Genomic DNA, 17695 nt, shown 5'->3' on the forward strand with positions numbered 1-17695 from the left:
AACATAAATCAATGGTATCCATACCTGCCTACTTACTTCAATATGAGAAATTATCTGGGGTATCAGGACAATTCTTTACGATATAAATACCATGCTCACCCAAGTAGATAACAGAGGGGGATATTTGAAATGGAACGTCGGGATATTCTGGTAATAGCCGCAGCATTGATTGTGGTTCTCATTCTAGCGGTCGTGGTAAAACCAATGCTTACTCATCAGGCTCCAAATCTGGGATTACCCCAAACACCTGCGCCACCTGTACCGGTCGAACAGAGTTCGTCAGAACCTGGGGTTATAACAGGACCCACTGAAATAGAACTCACACCTGAACCAACTCCAGTTAAGACTTTGACATCTACAACCAATGAACCAATATCTTCTGGATCGCAGAAAATGCAACCACTTCCAGCTCTAACTCCGGTAAGTTGGCAACCAGACGCAGATAATCCGATGCCTGCTGTACAGATGGTGAATTATGCTGATATTGTCGGAAAGTATACTGGGACTACTGCTCCGTTCAGAATCCCAACTCCATACTGGGAAATCGCATATAATATTACACCGTCAGGATCAACACCTGTCTTTTTACTGGATGTTGTTGAAAAAGGAGTATCTGGGGAGAACAAGACGATCAGAAGTATGGTATATAGGCAGGGAAAACAACCTGATCCTAAAGAGGGGAGATTTTTTGAGGGTGGTCACGATTATTACCTGAATATCACGGCTGATCAGATAGAAAAATATAGGATAATATTATCTATACCCTTAAAATATCTACCTGATCAGTAAACTGGATTTCATACAATTAGGAGGAGGCACAGATGGAAAAACGTGATATAATTATTATTATTGTGGCTATTTTCATCGTGCTTTTCATGGCGATGTATGTCAAGCCATTAGTAACCGGAAAACCAGTTCAACTTATGCCAGATGAATTTTCAAATATGTTGAAAGGTGGAAACCAGTCTGTTATTAATAATACAAGTATAGTGAATTCTTCAGCTAAACATGTGACATCAATTCCAAGAGTAAATTCAATTAATCCTCAAAATATTACTGCAGATGGGAATACAACTAAAGTTGTTATTGAAGGAAAAAATTTCACAGAATCGATGGATTCGGTAACATTTGTGGGTAATGGGGAGAATAAGACATTCTCAACCTCCCTACAGAACGGAACTTTAGTCACTGATAATGTAACTCTTCCTGAAGGTAATTGGATTGTTAAAATTGTAGATAATTATACCAAAGTTACCTATAATACAACCCGATCTGTGGTCGTAAAAGCAACAATTACTCCTGTTCCTACTTGGGATGGGAAACCCATTCCTCTACAAGTAACTGAACAACCTACCGGGACTATATTTAAGAGCAGGCCTTATCCTGAAGATACTGTAAGCAATGCTACTCCAATGAAAACTTATTCTAACTTCAGTGATGTAAAAAGTGCAAAAATAAAATCAATATACATACCCTACGGATACTATGACATAAACTATTCTGTTACTTTCCAAACTCATATTGCAACACCAGCAGATACAGAAAAGAACGTTTTTGAATTTAATCGTGAATACAAAGAACCTTTGGTTGTTTACGAAGTTACGCAGACATATAATAATGAAACAAAACAGTGGGATTACACCTACACAAAAAATGAAAGTGATACTGAATTTAAACCGAGCTCCGATAAAATACTAACAAAAATTCCTAAAGATGAAGGGTGGACTGCTGGATCAGATGAAACGCCTTTTGAAACTGAAACTACAGATTTTTTTGGTCAGCCACTTGTTGAATCTGTAGGTTATACAAAGCCAGATATAACAATAACTGTAAAAAATCTTGATAATCCTTCAGCTATCCCTGTAATAATCAAACCTAATGGTGGTATTGATCCCCTTCAATGGAATGAGGCTAAACATAAAGATGAAGCAGAAAAATTAATGAAGGAGAAAGGAAAACAGGAATATTTTGATTCAGATGAGTACAAAGATGCATGGGATAAAAAATGGAAAACAATAAAGGATCCACGTCCCTGGTCTGAACGAATATATGGGAAGGGTAATTATTCATTAGAAATTGATACACAAAGTATTGATTCATATAATATTCAGATTAAGGTTCCAGAAGTTAGGAATACATCTTATATCCCTAAAATGGATGAGAATTATATTCTAGAACAAAATGCAATCAAAAAACAGCTGAGTGGATTCTTCACCGAATTTAATGAAAACCTGAGTGCCACTTATTTTACAAATATCGTTGATTATCTCGCTACAGATCTGACCACACACGATAAACTTGAGCAGATTTATCAGGGATATGTCCAAACCCGGGCTACAGGAATTAAAGTAACAGATGTAATTATCGATGATATTCTTGTTAGAGGTAATATCGGAAAGGATAACTCTTTGATCCAAGCAGATTCTGCAACAGCAAGAGGGAATCTAAAAGTAGTACTAAATAATGTGGAAAAAATTATTCCATTCGATCTGAGCTTCGTGAATGAACCATCAGGCTGGAAATTTAAAACCCTACCTGATATCAAATACTAATATGTGTGTAAAAAGATCTGGAATTCAGATTGTCGATAAACTAATCAAAAAACCCTTAATTAAACAGAAAAAAAGTGAAACACTGTATGTGTTTCAAATGAATAATATTATTATTTAATCGAACTTCCGCTTATCCATTGACTGAATGTAGGTGATCTCCTTTCCAACCTCGATTTTGTCAGCAATCTCATTGGGAATAGGAAGTTCAAAGTTTTCAAAATCAGCCAGATCCATGAGTTGTGCTATGCTACCGGCAATGGTGATGACCTGAGCGTTTTTTCGTTCAACGATTGGAGCATAAACTTTTGCTGAAACAGGTTGGACGACAGATCTCTTGACCCCGTCAAAAATCCCCATCACGTCAAGACGTGCTTTTGCTGCACCATGCTTTCCAGGCTTTGATATACTGATTGAGAGAATCTTACAAGGCTCATCCTCAACTAGCATGTATTTTCCCTCTTTCAATTTACCGACTTCAGTCTGTTCCTTCATAAAACACCTAATTAAAAGCTGATTATATGTATCGAGCCACCCACACATAAATACACCGTAACGGGACGCTTGGTAGCGATATCCATGGACTTCTTTTCAGCATGTAATTCAATGGCTGTATCAGTCAGAAATGCGATCACTCCTCTCTGCGGGACAGAGGAAGGAGGGCGTGTGATTGGTATTGGGGCTGATGGGACCCCCACCAAATATATCGATAAAGTAGCCGAAGATATTATAATCTCTACTCTCCGGGAATACGGATTATGTAAAACCCTTATTAGTGAGGAAATAGGAAAAATCTCAATTGGTGGAGAAAAGGGAACCATTTTTCTTGATCCTGTTGATGGGACTTATAATGCTACTATGAGCATCCCTTTTTATGCTCTTTCTATTGCTTATGCAGAAGAAGGTCATATCCTCCAAGCCTTTGTTCAAAACCTAGCTACCGGGGAAGTATTCACTGCAAAAAAAGGGGGAGGGGCATTTCTGGATGGACATCTCATATGTGTATCCCAGACATCTGATCTTCAAACCAGTGCCATGAGTATTTATGGAAAACACTTTCAACAGGATCGGATATTCAACTTGATGCAGAAGATTCGAAGGTTCAGGCAGTTTGGAGCCTCTGCACTTGAAATCTCTTATGTGGCAGCAGGAAGAATAGATGGATTTGTAGATCTTCGAAAAACTCTCCGGGTCACTGATGCTGCTGCAGGAGTTTTGATTTGTGAAGAAGCAGGTGGAATTGTCACTGACCTAGATGGGCGCTCGATATCCTTTGCAGATGAGGTAACCATAGGAACTTGTCTCATTGCAACAAATGGGCATTTACACCGGAAAGTTATAGAGTATTTGCGGTGAGGCTCATGGAAATTCTTATTGTTGTCCGGATAGAAGATTCCCGAGTTCGTGAATATGCAAATCAACTGAGCAATCATCTTACAAAATTAGGGCATACAGTGCGACTAGGTCCTGAGAATCTCCATAAGGAACAAAAAAAGTTATTTGATTCATTATCTCCTCCAGACCTCGTGGTAGTGGTTGGGGGTGATGGCACCATTCTGTTGACAACACAACTCATGCCAGTTCAGGTTCCACTTATTGGGGTAAACTGGGGAGAAGTTGGATTTCTTGCTGATCTTGAGCCAGAAGTAGCATTCAGGTTTTTTGATTACTTCTCTCTTCCAATCAAGATTGAACCGCGAATGAGGATTTCACTATCAGTTGATGGGGAATACATCGGTGATGCCTTGAATGAAGCATTGATCGTCACGGATCGACCAGCCAAGATGCTCAAGTTTTTAATCCACATCAACGGAGTAGTTGCTGAACGGTTTAGAGCTGACGGGCTTCTTATTAGTACGCCTACCGGCTCAACAGCATATGCCATGAGTGCAGGTGGTCCTATTGTAGATCCAAGGGTGGAAGGTTTTCTTATGGTCCCGCTAGCACCATTTATGCTTTCTAACCGGCCTCATCTTATTGATTCATCCCGGACAGTAAAAGTAACTCTAGAAGCTGAAAAGCCGGCAAAGTTAGTTATTGACGGGCAGATTATTTGCCACATTGGTGAAATGAGTACAATCGATATCATTCGTTCAACAAAACCTGCACTCTTTGTAGATGCAGGTCAGAACTTCTTTGAAAAGATCAATAGGAAACTTAAGCACCTATAACTACTCCAGGCATTGATGAGGAACATTAACTATGATAACTGACGTACAATTAGGAGTATCAGGATGCAGATGAGATATCAGGCTATTCTTCTGATCATACTCTGCTTCGCTCTGGTGGGATCAGCCTATGCAGAGACCGGAGAAGAGTGGTTTGAGATAGGAAGTGCACATTTCGATAACTCCTCCTTTGTTGAGGCTATTAGTGCGTGGCAAAAGGCAGCCGAAATTGATCCAACCCTTTCGGCAAATGCCTGGTATAATATCGGCCTTGCCTATGCCGGCATGGAGCAATATGAGCAGGCTATCCAGGCGTGGGATAAGACTATCGCACTTGCTCCTGAATCACCAATAGCATATGATAATAAAGGGACGGCTTTAGCCCTCCTGGGTAAAAATGATGAAGCCCTTGCAGCATATGATATTGCTATCAAATTAGATCCCAGTCAGACAAAATTCAAGTCAGATCGTGATATGCTCGTTAATAGCCTGAATAAAGCAAAATCTCCGATATCTCCTGTATCTGTGATTTTTGCAGTGTTGATAGCCGGCATCTTCCTTATACATCGCCGTCGCTATTAAATTCACATATTTTTTGTGTTCAGTAAAACGAAGCATGATGAGGACTATTATCCAGAAGATTTTTGTACCTTTCCAGAGATAGGGTTGTTATGGGAAAGGAAATCCAACACGATTCCTATTTATCTTTGTTTATTTTAATCATTGGGTTCTGTCTTTTTACAAATGTTGTATGTACGATATCATATGCAAATATTATCGGAACCAGAATTGTAATCCCGACAACACTTTTTGCAGGAACACCAGATGAACTACAAGACTTCATTAGAAATGAAGGATCAGAATCAGTAGGCCCATTTGAGATCCAATACTTCCTTTCTTCAGATCAAAATCTCGATGGACGAGTAATAATTGGTGAATGGCATATTGAAGGGCTGAAGGCTGGGGCACAGAAATATGGTAATACAACTTTCACAATACCTTCTGGTACACCAGAAGGTACATATTATCTGGGAAGATGGATAGATCCCACAGGAATATTATCAGCAAAAAATCCGACTAATAATATCCAATGGTCAAAGGTACCTATCCAAGTATTAAATAATATTAGTTCTGGTATAGAAGGGATAGGAACAATAGTACCGTCCACAGTTAGTGTAGGGAGTAATGTACCTGTAACAGTAATCGTCAATCTATCAGGGAAAAATCCCAAAAAATCAGGGTCTGTGAATCTTTTCCTTTCAAAATTGAGCAGAACTGACTCATCATTAATTCCAGCAGGGGGGATTAACTTTCCTGAATTTTCTTCTTTAGGAGAACAGGAAATTACCGGCAATATGGAAATCCCTAATGATATAAAAACTGGGACTTATTATCTATTCACTTCTTTTGTCCCAATAAGCCAGATGAATGGTAAAGGAACTCCATCCACATTCTGGTTAAATGAAGATCCACTTGTAATTACTTCTTCAACAGAAATCACTAAAAAACCTGATATTGTTCAGAATCTGCAGGACTCATACCCTGATGTTCTCACTCTGGACACAGAACAGCCAGATGAGGCTTTTATCGGTGATTCTTTTACTGTTATTGATTCAGTAAAAAATATCGGTGGTACCGAAGCGAATATTGTACGGGTTGAATATTTACTATCGCCGAATACTGATGGAACCAACGGCAAGCATCTTGGATGGCGAACAATAATGAGTCTTCAGCCTGACCAAACCAATATAGAACAGAAACTCCTTGGTGTCCCATCAGATATTAAAGCAGGGTTGAATTACCTGGTAAAAAAGATCACGGTCACTTCGGCAGTTCAGGAGAAGAATACTCAAAATAATAACTGGGTTAGCAATCGTCCTATCAATATCAGATATAATCCTGCATCTCCAATTCCTGATTTGACACATATAAGGACTGTATGGCCAAAAGCCCAAACTGGTGAAACAATTCCAATTACTGATACCATCACCAACATTGGAAAAGGGTGTGCCAAAGATGTTTCAGTTGCATATTATGTATCTCCATATCAGATGTTTGATGTAGCGACTGCAATTTACCTGGGTGTATGGAGATTGGATTCAATTTGCCCACTAGAACAGAAAACGAATACAACATATGTGAATATTCCATCAGATTTGACTAATGGCGAATATTATCTTTATTCAATCATAGATCCTTGTTCATTTGTTTCAGATTGTGATGAGGGCATGCCAGAACTAGATAAATCTAATAATATTAATATTGGAATCTTGAGGCTCGGTCCATGTGTCTTATGCAACTGATGGATTTTCCTTTTTTCCGATTGCTATTCATCTATAGTCCAACTACTACCCCGGATGCTTTTTTATCCTTACTGAGTAATTTGTAAATATGGATGATAATACCCTAAGTCCTGGATCATCATATATGAAAGATACATCCAACTCCAGTCCCATATCAATTCCGTCACTCAATAATAGACAAACTGAAACAATTGAAGAATCTTTTCAGGTGGTTGAATTCTTACTTGGAGAGGATCAATTTGCCATAAATCTCTTTGATGTTAAAGAAGTCGTAGAATACTCACGAATAACCCGTCTTCCTAATAGTCCTCCGTATGTCAAAGGAATAATTGATCTCAGAGGTGAGATTACTACCATCATCGACCTTAAACAACAACTTGCAATAACTGCTAGATCCTCTACTAGTGAGGAAGACTCTAGAATTATTGTCCTTGATGATCGGCTGACTAATTCTAAGATCGGGATTATGGTCGATGATGTGCTAACCGTTTCCACATATACTCCTGATTCTGTTGATGAGACAGCAACCTCTGGAGATGAAGGATCACATATCATGGGTATCATCAAAAAGAAGAGCAAGGATAAAGAAAAAGAACTGACTCGATTGATAATATGGATCGACATTAAAAATCTGCTCAGAGATATGGAACAGATTTAAAAAATATATATAAATTTTAAGTTAGGATTTAGGTGTCTTCTATCATCATTTCGTAATTAATAACATTCTCAGCGATATCTGCTGAATATTCACCCGTTCGACGGATACTATCTGTTATATTACGGATAGGTACCGCAACAGTGGCAGGAAGAGAAAGGATCTCAGAATTAATGAGATTATAATTTTCTTCAAGTTGGTGAATAGATTCGATCATCCGGTTAGCTTTTTTGAGATCGTGAGTAAAAAAGGCCTCGACACTCTTTTCAAAAGCCTGTATTGCAGCATCTGATGCTTTCTGTATATGTGTAGAAATATCTGGACCTACATCACTGGATGATATTTTCCTGGTATTATGCGCAATACGAACTCCATGATCCCCTACCCTCTCCATAATCCTCCCTACCTGAAAGTGAGGTAACATTCGTACAATTGTGGTATTCATCTTTCTGGATAGGTGAATATTTTGCATGATCATATTGGTTTGCCTTGCTATCAGCCAGAAGAGTCGATCAACATCGTTATCCCTGTCCATTACATCTTCTGCAAGTGCAGGATCATCTTTTAGCAGCGCCTCAATAGCATCGTGATGCATTCCTTTTACAATTACAAACATCCGTTTAAGAGAATTCTCAAATGGCATCTCAAGGGGATTGAGAAGATCTTTAAGAAGAATGGATTGATCAGTCTCTTCGACGCACTCCGGGCCAATCACCATACTAGAAAACTCACGAAGTTTGACTCTTATTTGGCCCGGTATCCGGTCTTTTGTGGTTATCTTGATGGTGCTGTATCCTGCAATATAGGTACCAATTAAAAGACGAAGAAAAAAATCAGGTTCTGTTTGTTGATCAACTGTAATCTCCTTAACACGCTGTATCTGATCTCCATTTATATTTCTGGTGACCATCAGGGTTCCATCTGGCTGAATAAGGACACCGAGGGGATCATTCTTTTTGATATGCAGTGATTCAACCCAATTTTTGGGAAGGGTAATTACATAGGAGGAACCTCCAGTCATCTGCACGCGTCGGATTTCCATATTTCTGATCCTTTACGTATAGTTTCCTTTGAAACCATATAGAGAATCCGAAATATGTGTGATCTATTGTATCTGGATAGTGAGATATCAAAAAGAACCTAAACATTGTATTAGGTAAGTATTGCCAAATAGGTTTATGGCAACAGAACCTGTTTTGTTTCGGGTTGTCAGGGCATGGAACAAAGATGAAATAATTGCCCTCTACCAGTCTGCAGGATGGTGGAGAAATTATTATGATCCTAAAGGTATTGCCCCCCTTATCAAAGGCAGTTTTATCTTTGCCCTTGGGATTGATTCAAGAACCGGTAAGGCTGTTGCAATGGGAAGAGTCCTTTCAGATCAAATTATCACCGGATATATCCATGATCTCTGTGTTCTTACTGATAAGCGCGGGTTGGGTATTGGAATGGGCATTCTTGATTTTATAATTCAGGAGGCGAAATATGCGGGATTATCTTCTCTTTTTTTAGTGGCAGAACCTGATACCACTGTATTCTATAAAAAATCAGGTTTTATCTGCAATAAGGGCCTGATCTTCTTATCATATAATCCGGATGGTCAGTATGAGACTTGACGATGATGATTTCCACCCACTCACGCTTGAAGATAAAAAAATCTTTGATGATTTTTACTCACGATATCCTATAGAACATTCTGAAAATACCTTTGGTACTCTGTATTGCTGGCGAAAGTATGGTAATTATGAGATCGCCGTGGTAGAAGAGTGTCTTATTATTAGAGGGAGTACTGATTCTTACACCTCACTCCGCTGTCCCATAGGGCCAAAAAATCCGGATCTCCTGAACGCTGTTATTGATCTCGCTCTCTCCACTGGTAAACAGGCACCATTTCTCGTCCTTGAACCTTGGCAGTTTGAATGGGTACAACAGATCAGGCCAGATCTGCAGTTCAAGGCTGATCGGGATTTTTTTGATTATGTTTATGAAACTTCAGATCTTGCAACCCTTGAAGGAAAGCAATACCTGATGATTAGAAAACAACTCCATAAATTTAGAAAGAAATGCCCATCAACGGTGGAAAGAATAACCCAAGAAAACTTTGACGAGGTGAAGGAATTTCTCAAGCGGTGGTGTCAGTGGAAGGAATGTGACAAGTACACTATCCTTAAACATGAGAAAGAAGCACTTTGGGAATCACTAGAAGTATTTGATCAGCTAGGGTTTGAAGGGCTAGCAGTAAAGCCTCACGGTGAAATAGGTGGTATTGCTATTTATGAAGAACTTAATCCCCGGACAGCAGTTGTTCATTATGAAAAAGGCATGCCTGATTGCGAAGGAGTATATAAGGAAATTAATTATCAGACGGCATCTCTTCTCAAGGATCGATACCAATATATTAATCGCGAGAGTGATATGGGTTTACCTGGTCTAAAGGAAGCTAAAGAACGATATCATCCGCATCATATGGCAGAACTTCATTATCTTGATGTTAGTTCGTAACATCAAGGGAGGCCGTATTTATTCCAAAACCGCTGATAGTCATGATAATTATCAAAAATTCCCTTAAGGAAATTTATCACATTTATTTTATAGTTTTATATCAATACTAAAAATGCGATAATGCTTCGCCCTTTGATATCTCGGGCAATACTGTTTTTATTCATAATACTGGTAAGTGGATTTCTTTTTTGTGTATCACCTGTTGTTTCTGAAGTATCTGTGACTACACTCATAGATACAGTCGGGATGACACATGATAGTTCAACTATAACACAAGGATATGGGAATCCATATGTGAATGGATCATCGCAGTTATTTCGAGACTCAACAATGACCAATGGTGGAGCTCTTACCCTCTCTAAGGCTGTCTCTGCCGGGGGTAAGAACTATGAGAATGGGTTGGTAGATACTCAAAAAATACTCAGTTATGATGCAGCAACAACCGGCAGTCATCTCACAGCCAGTGAATATACTATAACTACAACAGCCCGTGGTTCGAGTGACAATTCAACACCACTCTGTACCCTGGCATCTGGAGATTCTGCAAGTTCGAGTTCTAATAGATCTTTCTCTGCATCAGCTTCACTTGATGTCATCACCGCGAACACCCTCCAACTTGCATCCAGAACCCGCATTTCACCTGAAGATCTCCAGTACTCAGTGAGTGCCAATACCTCTAGCCCTGCAGGTAATTATTCTAGTCCTGCTATTGTTGCTACTTCGTTTAATTACGGCTCAGGGACCGCAAGTGATATGAATATGGCTTCTGATAGGTCAAAGGTTTCAGGGCTCTTTGATCTATTCAATCGTGTTTACCATGGAGGAACTAGCGCCACAATTCAGGCACAGACTGGTGGCTCTGGCATGGTGAATTCACGGACAATTGCAGAACACACGTATGACAGCAGGAATACAACAGGTCAGACTGAATGGACTGGGACAGCAGTGTACACCTCGACTCTTCTTACCAACGGAGGAAATCTTGAGGAGACACGCTCTATAACAGCAGATAAGACAACATCTTCACAGCGACTGATAAGTTATAATGCAAATGGTTCTACCTCAATGCAGACTGATGAAAGGATGGTTGCTGTGAAACAGGTCAGAGATGGAGTTAATACATCCACTGATCCAAGTTGTGTATTTGGCGGAAGTACTGCAACAGTTAATGGAACAACTGCCTCATATCAGTCAGTGAGTGCATCATCACAGGTGATGGGTGTTGACTCGGCAGAGATTGAATCATTTGGACATATGGATATTGGTAGTGGAAATAACGGAACAGCACCTGTAATTGTTCATTACAAAGCTGATATCACATCACCGGTAGAGTTTGATGCTTCGATCCTTCAGAAAATGACAGATCCCAATAATGATGGAAAATATGAGGATCTTAATGGGAATGGAAAGCTCGATATGCAGGATTTGGTCCTCCTCTTTAGAAATTTTGACTGGCTTTCCAAGGGTAATATATCTTCACGGTTTGATTATAACAACAATGGCAGGGTTGATTTTGCAGATCTGACTCTTGCCTTCAGAGATATTCAAAAGTGATGAAATTGTTACCAGGAAATATATATAATTTCGATATGAGTAAAATGATTCATTTGGAAGAGCATAAGAAGAGTCAATAGTAAAAAAAAAAATTTCAATACAAATGGATAAACCGTTTCAGGTGAGAGAAGTACCTGTTTCATGTCAGTGGATATTTCGCTTATTATCGTCGGAGGAGGGCCTGCAGGACTTTTTTGCGCATTACAGGCAGCGAGTGAAAATATAGATGTTTTAGTGCTTGAAAAAAAGCGTTCATGCGGAAATAAACTCCTGATAAGTGGATCTGGTCAATGCAATATCACTCATGATGGTGAAATTCAGCAATTTCTATTGCACTATGGTGATAATGGATCCTTTCTCAAACCCTCTCTTATGAATTTTGGAAATCAGGATCTTATCAGTTTTTTCAATGAAAGAGGGGTTCCATTGGAGATTGAACCTGGTGGAAAGGTGTTCCCAATCTCCCACAAAGCATCTGATATCCTTGATTTTCTTATTCATGATTGTCAGAAATACGGAGTTAGGATTAAAAATTCCAGCCCTGTAACTGATGTCACGTACACTGATGGCAGGTTTCAGGTAACAACTGATGAAGATATTGTTACCTCAAATTACCTGGTGATTGCCACAGGGGGAGAAACATATCCAGCGACGGGATCTACCGGTGATGGTTTTACATTTGCATCTCGTCTGGGCCATACAGTGACTGAAACTGGATCTGCACTTACTGGAATACAGGTAAAAGATTACCGTTTCTCCGATCTTTCAGGGATTTCTTTTGCTGACCTGAATATAACTCTTTTTAGAGATGGGAAAAAGATAAAAACCCACATTGGTGATATCCTTTTTACTCATTCAGGTCTTTCAGGACCTGGTATTCTTGATTTCTCCAGATATATCCGTCCGGGGGATACTCTCAAAGTCTCTTTTACACCAGGGATTGATACCCGGGAGATGAACGAGAAATTAATTAAACGGATTTCAGAATCTGGTAGTAAGCAGCTCCGGACAGTTCTAAATGGATTCAGACTCCCTGAAAGAGTTGTCAGGAGGCTACTCGAACTTGCGAATGTTGATCCAGATCTCACCGGTCCTCACCTAACAAAAAAGGATCGCACAAATCTTGTTGATTTGATTACCGCTTGTCCTTTTGAGGTTAGCAAACTCGGTGGTCATGAAGAGGCTATGGCTACCCGGGGAGGAGTAAATCTGTCAGAAGTTAATCCAAAAACCATGGAATCACGTATCATTTCAGGCCTCTTCTTTGTTGGAGAGGTTCTTGACATAGATGGTGATACTGGGGGATATAATCTTCAGGCTGCATTTTCAACAGCAAAATTAGCTGGACAGCGAATACATGTTCTTTCTGAAGACGAAAAACATTAAGGATTGTTGAGGATTTTAATAATTTGATCAAATTTAAACGATCTCAAATTCTGGTTTTGTACACCAGACTTCGAGAAGGTATCCTCCTGGCAGTTCTTGATCATCATACATCGGATTGTCCTTTATCCCCCCGGCTTCTGAAGTCAGATATAATATCTCTTCACTGTTCCAGTCTTCTTTTTTCACTCGGATTACTCTGCCAAGGTTCTCGACCCAGTAAACCAACTTGAATGGCCAGTCTTCTGACACATCATCACTCCGTGTCAGGTATCTGCTCCTCGTCAGAGCTGCTGTATAATAGACCCCAGGTTTAATTTGAAAGAGATGATCAGTAGTATATTTTTTGAGAAAATACTTGAGGTCAGAGGCCAGTGATATGGCTCCTGCCAGGGTAGAAACCGGGATGTATACGCCAATAGAAAGACTAACAGGCCCGTAAAACCGGATCGCATCCCATGCAGTTTCAGACTCCCTGAGAGATCGAAGGAGTGGAATTCCGGGTCTACTGATTAGGAGAAGATTCATTGGAAAAAAGAAGGTTCAGATGTACATCCTGGAGTCTGAACGGGGTTCATCACGCCTGACCTTTATTATTGCTTCATGGATATCATCGCCGGTGACAGCCCATGCATCCCTCCTGACAGCAAACATCCCTGCTTCCCGACAGATCGCCTGTAATTGGGCTCCAGTGAAACTTTCAGTTTCATTAGCGAAATTGTTCAGATTAACACTCTCATCTAATGTCATCCTGCGGGTGTGAATTTTCAGGATTTCAAGTCTGGCTTTTTCATCTGGAAGTGGCACCTGGATTACTCTGTCAAATCGGCCAGGTCTTAACAGAGCAGCATCCAGCATATCAACCCTGTTTGTTGCAGCCATTATTCTGACATCACCCCGATTATCAAAACCATCCATCTCTGCAAGTAGTTGCATCAAGGTCCGCTGTACCTCTGCACTTCCTGAAGTTCCGTCGTTAGTCCTCGTTGTTCCGATAGCATCAATTTCATCGATAAATACAATCGATGGGGCACGATCACGGGCTAATGTGAACAGTTCACGAACCATCTGTGCTCCTTCTCCGATAAACTTGTGAACAAGTTCACTCCCTGACATCCTTATGAATGTTGCCTTTGCATTATGAGCTACAGCCTTTGCAACGAGAGTTTTTCCAGTTCCAGGAGGCCCGAAAAGGAGGATACCCTTAGGTGGTTCAACACCAATACGTTCAAACACTTCAGGTTTGGTTAGAGGGTATTCAACTGCCTCCCGGACCTCTTCAATCTCTGAGCTTAATCCTCCCACAAGTTCGAATGTTACATCTGGTGATTCTTCAAGTTCCATTACCCGGACCCTCGAGTCATATGTTTCCTCAAGAACTTTAACAATGGAGAGTGCGTTATTGACCGCAACCTTACATCCGGGTTTGATATCTGGCTGAAGTTCTTCAGAGATAGTAGTAATATATTCCTGATTATTGCCCATCTGACGGAGGTAGATCTCACCTGACGGAAAAATATCTACTACCACTGCAACAAATAGTGGCATTCGTTTTAGCTGACTGTTCTCACGCTTCAGAACAACATTCTCTTTGAATAGTTCCTCTGTGCGGATAGAGAGTTCGAGGTTTTGGGCCTCGAGTTCCTGTAGCCGTATTTGGTAGGCCAGGGACTGATCCCGTATCACGTTGTCCCGTGGCAGGGAAGAGTCGGGATAATCCATAATACTCATAAGTGGGGAGGATATGGTTTAATAGTTCTCTTTGGGGATAATTTGGAATTAGTATCCTGAAGCATAATAATACCCATTTTCTTCCTTAACAGTAATAGGTATATCAAAGAGCTGACTGATATTTGTACTAGTCAAAAGCGAATCCTTACAGCCATCAGAAAATAAATTTCCATTTTTCATCATTATTATTCGGTTGATTTCTGGTATTATGTCATGAATTTGATGAGTAACCAGAATGATTGTAACACCGCTTATGGCAATCTTACGAAGGTATTTACGCAGAGTATGGAGAGCATGGAGGTCAAGACTGCTTGTTGGTTCATCAAGAATAAGTACCTGTGGTTGATGAACCAGAGCACGTCCAATGATCAGCCGTCTTGCTTCACCTGATGAAAGATCAGAAATGCATCTTGTTAAATGCGATTCAATATTTAAAAATCGGGCTACTTCGTATACTTTCTTTTCCATCTCACTGGTTACTTTATGGTTGAAGAGACCAATGCTGCTAAAGAATCCAGATAACATGACCTCCTTTCCTGTGATCGATCGGGTGAATGTGAATTGAAGGTCATTTGATACAATTCCAAAATGTGCTCGCAGGTCAAAGACATGCCACTGTTCCTTTCCAAATACTTTACAACAATGGTATTTCTCATCCTGAACAGGATAGATTTCCTTCATGAGAACTTTGATAAGAGTGGATTTTCCTGATCCATTTGGCCCCAGAATTGCAACATGCTCCCCATTAGGGATTACCAGGTTAAGTGAATCAAGAACTTTCGTTCCACCCCTACAGATAGAGATGTTGGTGCATTCAAACAAGGGTGGTGGACATGTGGATAAATATTCTGTTTTGTTCTGGGACATCTGGATCAGTACCTGAACTTTTCTATTGGTTCTTCTACCATCTTTTGATTTCGGAAATAATCAGGCCGTGAAGCAAATTATTTCTGATTTAACTGTAATCATTATATTTGTGGTTTTTTAACTTCAAAACTCATTATTTATTATGTTATAGAAATGAAAATGTCATTATGCTCAAATTCTAAAATTAGTTAGTATTTAATTAGTTTTCAAGTGTTTATATTAAAAATTAATTATTGCGGACTCCTTTTTTTCCGATATTAAATAGGGTCATAGCGATATGTGTATGCTCACATGTACCGCAAATCCAGGATAAATCGGCGGTCACTTGGGGGCCGAAGTATCACTTCGCTCGGATTATAAAAATCCTCAATAACCACTGATGGATGAAACCACACACTCTGGCGGTTATTTCCTCCTCGAAATTACCGTCTTTTCTTTAAGAAATTTTTTTCATATCTACTGCTGGATTTTCTTCTTCAAATAAGCATTTCAATTATCAATGTACACATAGTTCTCTATACTTATTTACGAGGGTGTCTATGAAATTCATGAAAAATCTGTTCATATCATTTAGCAGGACGTGTCTGCTGATTACCATACTAAGCATTTTCTTTACAAATTGTATTGTGGTTGCAGACTCCTATGACCCCTTTCATCCACCACTGAATTCTGATAACTACCCACTCCCAGCAAGTTTTACGGCAATTGGATCTTCGACCTCGTTTACCAGTACTCCTTCTACTTCTACTAGCCAGGAACCAATAGTTCTTACCGAGACAAGGGCTTCAGTTCAAAGGAATCAGTCTGCAGTCCAGATGATCACATATAAAAATGAGGGGACACTAAAAGCAGAATGTCTATCTGGTAATGGATTTGAACTCTATTCATTGAAGAACGACAAATTCCCTGATAATACAACGTTTAGATCAGATTATGGGAAGTCCTCTATGGTGACTCTTACTTCTCCGGTTACTCTTAACATATCTGCAGGAACATGGTACTTTACGATATTTCCTATCGGTGATGGCTGCTCGTATGATATAACTGCCATACAGAAGGGAGGTTCTAGTACGGGATCAAGTTCAGCAAGTTCATTTTCATCATCAATGGGAGTAAGTTCTATTTCTCTGAGTTGATTTCAATCTTTTTTCTCCAGTAACTATACTCTTCCCATTTGTTTCCACAGAACATATCATTCTCCCCCTCCTATGTTTTCTGTGGACCCGATTATTAAGAAAGTCCGACGTGACCTTATAGAAAATGGTCATGAAGAGATACGAAAAGGATCTAAAAGATTTTTTAAGGAGGACATTCTGTGTTATGGGGTTAAAACAGCCACCGTGGGGAAAATCGCCAAGAAATATTGGGGAGAAATAAAAAATAGGGAAAAACAAGAGATTTTTACTCTTTGTCAAGAATTATATTCGTCTGGTTATATGGAGGATGCTTTTGTAGTTTCAAATTGGATGGCAAATATGTCCGTTCAACTTACTCCTGCGGATATGCCGACTATCAGATCTTGGGTTTCTACATATATAACCAACTGGGCTATGTGTGATAGTTTCTGTAATCATGCCGTAGGAGACCTGGTTGATGCATATCCTGAATGTATTTCAGAATTAATCGCATGGACTGCATCAGATAATCGTTGGATGAGAAGGGCCGCTGCGGTATCACTTATTATTCCAGCAAAACACGGAAAATTTCTGGAAGAGTCGATGAGGATTGCAGATCTGTTACTTACTGATGAAGATGATATGGTCCAAAAAGGCTATGGGTGGCTCCTAAAGGAGGCCAGTCGGAAGCACCAGCAGATTATATTTGAGTATGTCATGAGGAATAAGCAGAAGATGCCACGGACCTCGCTTAGGTATGCGATTGAATTGATGCCTGGAGATCTTCGAAAACTTGCAATGCTAAAAGACTGGTAACGGAAATAAATTTATTCATACATTAATTAGTATAATGATGGTCATGATTATT

18 protein-coding genes are annotated in these 17695 nt (G+C 39.7%); 13 read left to right on the plus strand and 5 right to left on the minus strand.

The window, feature by feature from the left end; translation table 11 throughout:
* Positions 1 to 129: 129 nt before the first annotated feature.
* Both DK846_RS02685 and DK846_RS02690 read left to right on the plus strand, forming a co-directional pair.
* The gene (locus DK846_RS02685; protein ID WP_109967361.1) at positions 130 to 789 is read left to right on the plus strand and encodes a hypothetical protein; all 660 of its coding nucleotides are present in this window, start codon (positions 130 to 132) and stop codon (positions 787 to 789) included.
* 32 nt (positions 790 to 821) lie between these two features.
* Positions 822 to 2552: an IPT/TIG domain-containing protein gene (locus tag DK846_RS02690; RefSeq protein WP_109967362.1), complete on the plus strand. Its 1731-nt coding sequence runs from the start codon at positions 822 to 824 to the stop codon at positions 2550 to 2552.
* Between the two features lie 114 nt (positions 2553 to 2666).
* Here the strand turns inward: DK846_RS02690 and DK846_RS02695 are convergent, their stop codons facing one another.
* Positions 2667 to 3044 (minus strand): translation initiation factor IF-5A, encoded by a 378-nt coding sequence (locus tag DK846_RS02695; protein WP_109967363.1) that lies wholly within the window; start codon positions 3042 to 3044, stop codon positions 2667 to 2669.
* A gap of 69 nt (positions 3045 to 3113) precedes the next feature.
* On the opposite strand from DK846_RS02695, the gene DK846_RS02700 reads away from it, so the two are divergent.
* From DK846_RS02700 to DK846_RS02720, 5 genes are all read left to right on the plus strand, one after another.
* Positions 3114 to 3905, plus strand: coding sequence for a bifunctional fructose-bisphosphatase/inositol-phosphate phosphatase (locus tag DK846_RS02700; protein WP_342769639.1), 792 nt, complete (start codon positions 3114 to 3116; stop codon positions 3903 to 3905).
* A gap of 5 nt (positions 3906 to 3910) precedes the next feature.
* Positions 3911 to 4720, plus strand: coding sequence for an NAD(+)/NADH kinase (locus DK846_RS02705; protein WP_109967365.1), 810 nt, complete (start codon positions 3911 to 3913; stop codon positions 4718 to 4720).
* Positions 4721 to 4783: 63 nt separating this feature from the next.
* Positions 4784 to 5299, plus strand: a complete 516-nt coding sequence (locus DK846_RS02710; protein ID WP_109967366.1) for a tetratricopeptide repeat protein — start codon at positions 4784 to 4786, stop codon at positions 5297 to 5299.
* Between the two features lie 89 nt (positions 5300 to 5388).
* Entirely contained in the window at positions 5389 to 7020 is a 1632-nt protein-coding gene (locus DK846_RS02715) for a CARDB domain-containing protein (RefSeq protein ID WP_109967367.1), read from the plus strand.
* Between the two features lie 124 nt (positions 7021 to 7144).
* Positions 7145 to 7678 (plus strand): chemotaxis protein CheW, encoded by a 534-nt coding sequence (locus tag DK846_RS02720; RefSeq protein ID WP_109967787.1) that lies wholly within the window; start codon positions 7145 to 7147, stop codon positions 7676 to 7678.
* A gap of 28 nt (positions 7679 to 7706) precedes the next feature.
* On the opposite strand, the gene DK846_RS02725 is transcribed toward DK846_RS02720, so the two are convergent.
* Positions 7707 to 8717 (minus strand): phosphate uptake regulator PhoU, encoded by a 1011-nt coding sequence (locus tag DK846_RS02725; RefSeq protein ID WP_245926434.1) that lies wholly within the window; start codon positions 8715 to 8717, stop codon positions 7707 to 7709.
* 136 nt (positions 8718 to 8853) lie between these two features.
* On the opposite strand from DK846_RS02725, the gene DK846_RS02730 reads away from it, so the two are divergent.
* From DK846_RS02730 to DK846_RS02745, 4 genes are all read left to right on the plus strand, one after another.
* Positions 8854 to 9291, plus strand: a complete 438-nt coding sequence (locus tag DK846_RS02730; protein WP_109967368.1) for a GNAT family N-acetyltransferase — start codon at positions 8854 to 8856, stop codon at positions 9289 to 9291.
* Positions 9281 to 10177, plus strand: coding sequence for a DUF2156 domain-containing protein (locus DK846_RS02735; RefSeq protein WP_109967369.1), 897 nt, complete (start codon positions 9281 to 9283; stop codon positions 10175 to 10177). Before DK846_RS02730 ends, DK846_RS02735 begins: the two co-directional genes overlap by 11 nt.
* 219 nt (positions 10178 to 10396) lie before the next feature.
* A complete protein-coding gene (locus tag DK846_RS02740; RefSeq protein ID WP_146201102.1) occupies positions 10397 to 11731 on the plus strand; it encodes a hypothetical protein in 1335 nt (444 codons plus the stop codon).
* Positions 11732 to 11872: 141 nt separating this feature from the next.
* Entirely contained in the window at positions 11873 to 13117 is a 1245-nt protein-coding gene (locus DK846_RS02745; protein WP_109967371.1) for a BaiN/RdsA family NAD(P)/FAD-dependent oxidoreductase, read from the plus strand.
* A gap of 33 nt (positions 13118 to 13150) precedes the next feature.
* On the opposite strand, the gene DK846_RS02750 is transcribed toward DK846_RS02745, so the two are convergent.
* Genes DK846_RS02750 through DK846_RS02760 form a run of 3 tightly spaced genes read right to left on the minus strand, consistent with a single transcriptional unit; the run spans position 13151 to position 15712 of the window.
* On the minus strand, positions 13151 to 13642 hold the full coding sequence (locus DK846_RS02750; RefSeq protein ID WP_109967372.1) for a hypothetical protein: 492 nt from the start codon (positions 13640 to 13642) through the stop codon (positions 13151 to 13153).
* A 15-nt stretch (positions 13643 to 13657) separates the two neighbouring features.
* Positions 13658 to 14836: a proteasome-activating nucleotidase gene (locus DK846_RS02755; RefSeq protein ID WP_109967373.1), complete on the minus strand. Its 1179-nt coding sequence runs from the start codon at positions 14834 to 14836 to the stop codon at positions 13658 to 13660.
* Positions 14837 to 14893: 57 nt separating this feature from the next.
* Entirely contained in the window at positions 14894 to 15712 is an 819-nt protein-coding gene (locus DK846_RS02760; protein ID WP_109967374.1) for an ABC transporter ATP-binding protein, read from the minus strand.
* Positions 15713 to 16260: 548 nt separating this feature from the next.
* On the opposite strand from DK846_RS02760, the gene DK846_RS02765 reads away from it, so the two are divergent.
* Together DK846_RS02765 and DK846_RS02770 are read left to right on the plus strand one after the other, a co-directional pair.
* Entirely contained in the window at positions 16261 to 16848 is a 588-nt protein-coding gene (locus DK846_RS02765) for a hypothetical protein (RefSeq protein WP_146201103.1), read from the plus strand.
* A 72-nt stretch (positions 16849 to 16920) separates the two neighbouring features.
* Entirely contained in the window at positions 16921 to 17643 is a 723-nt protein-coding gene (locus DK846_RS02770; protein ID WP_342769640.1) for a DNA alkylation repair protein, read from the plus strand.
* Positions 17644 to 17695 lie beyond the last annotated feature (52 nt).

The sequence above is a fragment of the Methanospirillum lacunae genome, from assembly GCF_003173355.1.
GTDB lineage: Archaea > Halobacteriota > Methanomicrobia > Methanomicrobiales > Methanospirillaceae > Methanospirillum > Methanospirillum lacunae.